Source organism: Streptomyces sp. B1866 (genome assembly GCF_031932565.1).
GTDB lineage: Bacteria > Actinomycetota > Actinomycetes > Streptomycetales > Streptomycetaceae > Streptomyces.
The window spans coordinates 1-5,495 of record NZ_JAVSCF010000338.1; the positions used below are offsets into that span (position 1 = coordinate 1).

Sequence of the window (5,495 nt, forward strand, 5' to 3'; positions counted from 1 at the left end):
CGGATCCGCCGTCTATTGGACACTCCCGTACGGAGGGAGGCGGGAGGAGGGACTGGCCGCCATCGAGGAAGCGGTCACCATCCGCCGCCGCCTCGCCGCCGCCAACCCCGCCGCCCACGAACCCGACCTCGCCACGTCGCTGTGGGTTTCGGCGAATCTGCGGGCAGGTGAGGACAGTGAGCTGCTGCGTGCGCTTCGAGACGTGCGGGAGGCCGTGGTCCTGTTCCGTACACGGGCTGAGCAGACGCCTGCCGTGTTCCTCGCCCGTCTGCACACCGCCCTGGGCGTACAGGCTGACGTGCTGGATGATCTCGGCCGCACAGCGGAGGCGCAGGAGATCCGTCGGCAGATCCCCGACAGCCACGATCAGGGATGACGATCCCTTGCCCAGGGAGCCCAGCCGGTGCCGCAACTGGTGATAGTCACCCTCCCGGGCGCACCCAGGCAGGCGGCCGAACTGTTTAACCTTCCGCCGTGGACATCTTCGACGCGGTCCGACGCCTGGGCCTACCCACCGGCCACTACGTCGTGTTCGGCGGCGCCCCGCTCATGGCGCACGGCATACGCGAGACAACGGACATCGACCTGTTCGTGACCTCCACACTGTACGAAGCGCTCAAGGCCGACGGCTGGGAGGAGAAGGGTTCCGGCGGGTCCCGGCACCTGGCCCGGGGCGTCTTCGAGGTCTTCGACACGTGGGACTACGGCGACTACAACCCGGCCCCGGAGGACATCATCGCCGCCGCCGAGACGATCGACGGCGTTCCCTTCGCGCCGCTGACCGAGGTGCTGAAGTGGAAGAAGGCGTTCGGCCGACCGAAGGACGCGGCAGACGTCGAGCTGATCGAGCACCACCTACGCGGCATCGCCTGACCGGACGCGGTCCCCGGCTCCACGCACGGCCGCCAGGACGGGGCAGGAGGCCGCCCGCTGGTCCGGCGGGCGGCCTCCTGACATCCTCCGCGCTCAGGCGGGGGGCACCACGATGCGCCCGGCGACGCGGGAGCAGTACGATACGCGCCGATCAGGGAATATCACGCGACGTAGCAGAAGGATCACATCAATGGGCCAGGCCGCCCAGGCACCCTCAGGAACCCGGGACTTCCTCGCCGACGAGGTACGACGCCGCAAAGCGGTGCTCGACACCGTCGCGGGAGTCTTCGAGAAGTACGGGTTCGATCCTCTTGAGACCCCGGCGTTCGAGCGCCTGGACGTACTCACCGGGAAATACGGGGAGGAAGCCAGCCAACTCCTGTTCAAGATCATGCGGCGCGGTGTCCACGAAGCCAGTGGCCAGGCCGACCTCGCCCTGCGCTACGACCACACCGTGCCTCTCGCCCGCGTCATGGGAACCTACGGCGCGAAGCTGCCCGCCCCGTACAAGCGGTACGCCATCGGCCCGGTCTGGCGGGCCGACCGCCCCCAGGAAGGACGCTTCCGCGAGTTCGTACAGTGCGACATCGACACCGTGGGCTCTACGTCCGCACTGGCCGATGCCGAGATCGTGTGGGCCATTTCCGAAGGACTGGAGGCCATCGGGGTCGATGACTTCCGATTCCTGGTCAACAGCCGCGAAGCCCTGCACGGCCTGCTGGAGGTGTACGGCATCGCCCCCGCTCTCGGTGACGCCGTACTCGCCACCCTCGACAAACTCGACAAGATCGGCAACGAGGCCGTCGTCAAGGAACTCGTGGAGCGCGGTGTGACACCGGCGACCGCTGAGGACCTGGTCAGCGACGTGGCAGCCGACAGCCCCGATCGAATCCGCGAGAAGTTGGACTCCGCAGAACGTGGCAAGCACGGGCTGGCCCAGATTGACCGGCTGCTGGAGCTGACCGCCGGACTGCCCGAGGGACGCGTCACCTTCGCCCCCCGGATGGTCCGTGGGCTGGACTACTACACCGGGCCGATCTGGGAGGTGGAAGCCGCAGGCTATCCGGGCTCGGTCGCCGCGGGCGGGCGCTACGACCACCTGGTGGCATCCCTGGGCGGTCCGGACGTTCCCGCCTGCGGCGGGTCCATCGGCGTCGAGCGCATCCTGGCCGTCCAAGCCGCCCAGCGCACCGAGCGGCGCGGCCTCGACGTGGCGCTGACCGTTCTCGGCGGCGAGGAGGCCGTCATGCGACTGGCCGCAGAACTCCGTGCCGAAGGGCTACGGGTAGGCACCTACCTGGGCACCTCGATGAAGCTCGGCAAGCAGCTCAAGTGGGCCAACGACCAGAACGCTCGCTTCGCACTGCTCTACGGCCACAACGAGCAGGCCGCCGGAGAGGTCACCCTGCGGAACATGGAATCCGGCGAGCAGACTCAGGTACCGCTCGCCGACACCGCCGCGTACCTGCGCAGGGCGCTCGACGGCTGAGCGTCCCGGCCTGCCGCCGTCCGTCGATTCATTGGTGACGTCGGCGCCCCGCCTGCGGCTCGGGGGAGCCGGGGCGGGGCGCGCACGTCGTCGGCGGTCAGACCCGGTGGGTCAGCTCGCCGTCCTTCACGGTGGTGACGAAGGCGCTCCAGGCACCGGCCGGGAAGACCAGGGCCGGGCCCCGCGGGGTCTTGCTGTCGCGGACCGGGACAACGCCGTTCGCCGCGAAGGTGCGGGAGAAGTCGACGCACTGGCCACCTTCTGGACCGCTGTGGGAGGACTTGACCCACACGGCGGCAGTCAGGTTGGGCATCTCGTTCACTGGCACTCCTCAGGCGAGTTCTGACGGGAACCGGTGGTGCTGATAGCCCGCGCGGGGCGTCAGGCGGCGGGCAGCTCGCCGTCCTTGACGGTGGTGACGAAGGCACTCCAGGAACCCGCCGGGAAGACGAGGGCCGGGCGGTGGGGGGCCTTGCTGTCCCGGACCGGTACGACACCGGGAAAGNGGGGCCTTGCTGTCCCGGACCGGTACGACACCGGGAAAGTCGTCGGCGACCTCAACGCAGGTTGCATCTCCCCCGTTGCTGTAGCTGCTCTTGCGCCACACGGCGGTGCTGAGGTCGGGGGTGTTCATGATCCGTTGCCCTCCATGATGTTCCGGATGAAGTCCACCGAGGCAGACGGCGACAGCGCCGAGTCCCGTACGCGATCGTAGGACAGTCGGTGCTGCGACACCTCCTCCGGATCCTCGATCAACTGGCCCGACTTGCTGCCCTCGAAGTAGGCAACGCCCGTCCCGTCCGCCTGCCACAGGAGCGACAGGGAGCCGCCCATCAGGTCATGCACCCCGGCGGCGAACGGTAGGACCTGGAGCACTATCGACGGCTGTTCAGCGGACTCCACCAGGTGCGCGAGCTGATCCTGCCAGGTCCTGGGGTCGACCGTGGCGCGCCTGAGTACGCACTCGTCGAGGATGACACGCAGGCTCGGCGGCGGGTCCCGGTGCAGGATGTCCTTGCGACTGACGCGAATGTCCACCTGAGCTTCCAACTCGTCGGGACTCCAGTTGTTCGGGGCCGAGGAGAGAAGAACGCGCGCGTAGTCCTCGGTCTGGAGCAGCCCCGGGATGGCCGTCATGTACTTGTGCATGATGACGGCGGTCGACTCGTACTGGACGAACAGCCTGAACCTGTCCGCGATGATGTCATCCCGGGCCATCTTCCAGAGCTTGACCAGCAGCTTCCCGGTTCCGTAGTAGGCGTCGAGGTCTTCCATCAACGTCTGCTTGGACAGCCGTTCGCCGTTTTCCAACCTGTTGAGGTACGTCCGGTCGTACCCGGTGTCCTCCGCCACCTGGCTCAGCGATTTCCCCGACTGGTCCCTGAAGGTCTTCAGGGCGTGACTGAGGGCGTCTCGCGCATTCTCTCGATCCTCGTTCACCTGTTCGGAGATATCGGCCCCCCTTGTTGTCTGACGCTGGGACAACAGCTCGTGGTGGTTCAACTTACCCCGCATGCGCCACCGTTGAAGTACGAAAAGTAAGACCCCTCGGACCTCGCCGAAGTTCCACCTTCGCACGTGTTCGAACTAGTCGGATATTCATACGGGAGAGGCGCCAGGGCCGACAGGAGGGACCCCCGCGACGCAGCCACGTCCGGGGGCATGGCCGACAGCTAACAGAGAGGGCTGACGACAATGAGAAAACTTACCGGAGGTCTCACCGGTTGGTTGAAGCGGGTTTTCGGACGCCGAACGCCAGGACGCCACCGGATCGGCGGAACCCCCGTTCCCGCACCACGCGCGACCGTCACGCTGACCGGAACGGCCGGGGCCTGGGCCGCCGTCGCGTCGCCCAAGGGCGCCGTACCGGCGGACACGCCCACGCTGAGCCTGCCCAGGCTCGCCCCCGACCCGGCCGACGACGTGTTCTGGCCGGTGGACGAGCCGCTGGTGCGCGCGTTCGTCATCGCGCACGAGCGGGAACTCGCCGCCCGCGAGCAGGCCGCACGGGCGGAACGGGCCGCGAGCCGGGCCGAGCGGCGCGCGCAGCGGCAGCGGCGGCGGGACGCGTGGCTGGCGTCGTACGGGATCGACACCGGGCCGCGCCGCATCCACGGGGTGGTGGTCTCCCGGTGAGCCCGACTCCCAGGCGGCGGCCGGACCGGACCCCGCTGTACCTGGCCCACTCCAACGGCCAGGACTACGACGACACGGACGCCGACCTGCGCGCCGCGGCCATGCTGGAGACGGTGGCCAGGGCCACCGAGGCCGCCAACGTCAGCCGCGCCCACCGGCTCCTGGAGGCCGCCCCGCCGTCCGGAACGGCGGCGGAACCCCTCGACAACGGCGAAGCGCCGTTCGTGCTCCGTGAGTACGCCGCCGAGCTGACCGACGCCCTGCGCGACGTACTCGCCACGATCGACGCCCGCGCCTCCCGGCTGAGGCACCCCGCGCCCTACGGACCCGACATCGCCGAACGGCTGCGCATGGCCACCATCCTCATCGGCCACATGTGGTCCACCCTCGGCAACGCCCACATCACCGCCCACCAGATGCGCACCATGAACCGCCAACTCCGCGAATCCCTCCGCGCGTCCGTCACCGTCGCCGACGAACTCGGCCGACGCCTGGGCGGCCCCAGCAGCACCAGCAGCACCAGCGGTCGGGAACGGGGCGGCGACCACCCCGACGCCCCCGGCCCGGACCAGGGCGGCGGCAGCGGGCCCCGCTGCCGGAAGGGCGGCACCCCGTGACCCGGCGCAAGACGGCCGCCCCAGCCCCGGCGGCCGTATGGTTCTCCGCCCCGTGCGCGGCGGCCGTACGCCCCCGCGACCGCGTCCCCGAGGGCCACGCCCTGTGCCGCGCCCAGGGCACCACCCGGTGCGGCTGCGCCTGCCACCACCGGCGCGCCGTCAGCCTCGGGCTGGTCATCGGCGGGCCCAGCCCCCTCACCGGCCCGGCCGCCGACACCCCACCGCCCCCGGACCCCGAGCCCGACCCGTACCCGGAAGACCCGCAGGACCTGGAAGACGCCGAGGAGCGCTCGCACCGCGAGGTCACCGCCGCCTGGGCCGAGAAGGGCATGCGCGATGCCGGGTTCGAGCCCCTGGAACCGTACTCCGGCAACCTCTCC

Annotated in this window: 7 protein-coding genes and 3 pseudogenes; 6 read left to right on the forward strand and 4 right to left on the reverse strand. The window is 69.7% G+C overall.

The features are described 5' to 3' along the window. From RKE29_RS27435 to hisS, 3 genes and pseudogenes are all read left to right on the forward strand, one after another. Positions 1–376: pseudogene (locus RKE29_RS27435) on the forward strand (hypothetical protein); the annotation flags it as partial. A 98-nt stretch (positions 377–474) separates the two neighbouring features. Then, positions 475–873, forward strand: coding sequence for a hypothetical protein (locus tag RKE29_RS27440; protein WP_312008367.1), 399 nt, complete (start codon positions 475–477; stop codon positions 871–873). Between the two features lie 190 nt (positions 874–1,063). Beyond that, positions 1,064–2,362 carry a histidine--tRNA ligase gene (gene hisS / locus RKE29_RS27445; RefSeq protein ID WP_312008368.1) on the forward strand — a complete coding sequence of 433 codons (1,299 nt, stop codon included), beginning with the start codon at positions 1,064–1,066 and terminating at the stop codon, positions 2,360–2,362. Between the two features lie 97 nt (positions 2,363–2,459). Here hisS and RKE29_RS27450 read toward each other — a convergent pair whose 3' ends face one another. The 4 genes and pseudogenes from RKE29_RS27450 to RKE29_RS27465 all read right to left on the reverse strand — a co-directional run bounded on the left by RKE29_RS27450 (position 2,460) and on the right by RKE29_RS27465 (position 3,865). Further along, on the reverse strand, positions 2,460–2,675 hold the full coding sequence (locus RKE29_RS27450; RefSeq protein WP_312008374.1) for a DUF397 domain-containing protein: 216 nt from the start codon (positions 2,673–2,675) through the stop codon (positions 2,460–2,462). Between the two features lie 68 nt (positions 2,676–2,743). After that, a pseudogene (locus tag RKE29_RS27455) lies at positions 2,744–2,863 on the reverse strand (DUF397 domain-containing protein); the annotation flags it as partial. Positions 2,864–2,868: 5 nt separating this feature from the next. Next, positions 2,869–2,996 (reverse strand): annotated as a pseudogene (locus RKE29_RS27460) (DUF397 domain-containing protein); the annotation flags it as partial. Next, on the reverse strand, positions 2,993–3,865 hold the full coding sequence (locus tag RKE29_RS27465) for a helix-turn-helix transcriptional regulator (RefSeq protein ID WP_312008369.1): 873 nt from the start codon (positions 3,863–3,865) through the stop codon (positions 2,993–2,995). The pseudogene RKE29_RS27460 and the gene RKE29_RS27465, both read right to left, overlap by 4 nt. A gap of 225 nt (positions 3,866–4,090) precedes the next feature. Here RKE29_RS27465 and RKE29_RS27470 point away from each other — a divergent pair, with 225 nt between their 5' ends. The 3 genes from RKE29_RS27470 to RKE29_RS27480 all read left to right on the forward strand — a co-directional run. Next, positions 4,091–4,498: a hypothetical protein gene (locus RKE29_RS27470; protein ID WP_312008370.1), complete on the forward strand. Its 408-nt coding sequence runs from the start codon at positions 4,091–4,093 to the stop codon at positions 4,496–4,498. Further along, positions 4,495–5,115: a hypothetical protein gene (locus RKE29_RS27475; protein ID WP_312008371.1), complete on the forward strand. Its 621-nt coding sequence runs from the start codon at positions 4,495–4,497 to the stop codon at positions 5,113–5,115. The genes RKE29_RS27470 and RKE29_RS27475 overlap by 4 nt, the downstream gene beginning before the upstream one ends. Beyond that, positions 5,112–5,495, forward strand: a 384-nt coding sequence (locus tag RKE29_RS27480) for a hypothetical protein (protein WP_312008373.1), incomplete at its 3' end; no start/stop codon positions are given. The genes RKE29_RS27475 and RKE29_RS27480, both read left to right, overlap by 4 nt.

What these genes read in the sequence shown, in the direction of transcription:
- hisS (WP_312008368.1), top strand. Translation starts at nt 1,064, where the DNA reads ATGGGCCAGGCCGCCCAGGCACCCTCAGGAACCCGGGACTTCCTCGCC.
- RKE29_RS27450 (WP_312008374.1), bottom strand. Translation starts at nt 2,675, where the DNA reads ATGCCCAACCTGACTGCCGCCGTGTGGGTCAAGTCCTCCCACAGCGGT.